Genomic DNA, 587 nt, shown 5'->3' with positions numbered 1-587 from the left:
CCGCCGGTAGAGCCACCCCATGGGTGGCTGTTCGCAGACCGTGCATCGGAACATGCTGACGAAAGGCGCAGCCATCCACCTATAGCCGCCACGCCTGGCCCGACGCACCCTCATGCGATGTCCAGTCCACGCCTCCAGCGCGGTCGCTACTCGCATCCTGGCTACTGCTACGCGCTTACCACTACAACGCACAACCGGTGCAGGTGGTTTGAGGATGCCGCAAATGCCGAGGTGATCATCGACTCGCTGCGCTATATGGAACGGTGCGGGATCACCCGCACGCTGGCCTGGGTGATCATGCCGGACCACCTGCATTGGTTGATCCAGCTGCGACGAGGCACGCTGGCCAGTTGCATGGTGATGTTCAAATCACGCAGCAGCCGGTTGTTGAATCAACGTCTGGGGCGAAAGGGAAAGGTCTGGCAGCACGGGTACTTCGATCACGCCGTAAGGACCGAGGAATCCCTGCGCAGGCAGGCGCTCTACATCCTTGCCAATCCGCTCCGCGCGGGCCTGGCCGAAGCGCTGGGTGACTATCCCTACGCTTGGTCGCGCTGGGCGGTGCAGGGGTAGAGCCACCCCATGGG

General features: G+C 63.0%; 1 protein-coding gene. It reads left to right on the top strand.

What is annotated here, in order from left to right; genetic code table 11:
• The first annotated feature begins 117 nt into the window (after positions 1-117).
• The gene (locus AC1DQP_RS21300; RefSeq protein WP_256776505.1) at positions 118-573 is read left to right on the top strand and encodes an REP-associated tyrosine transposase; all 456 of its coding nucleotides are present in this window, start codon (positions 118-120) and stop codon (positions 571-573) included.
• The last annotated feature ends 14 nt before the right edge of the window (positions 574-587 follow it).

This window comes from Stenotrophomonas sp. P5_A8 (genome assembly GCF_056400545.1).
The sequence above is the reverse complement of the archived record's forward strand: the minus strand, read 5'-3'. Positions and strand labels throughout refer to the sequence as shown.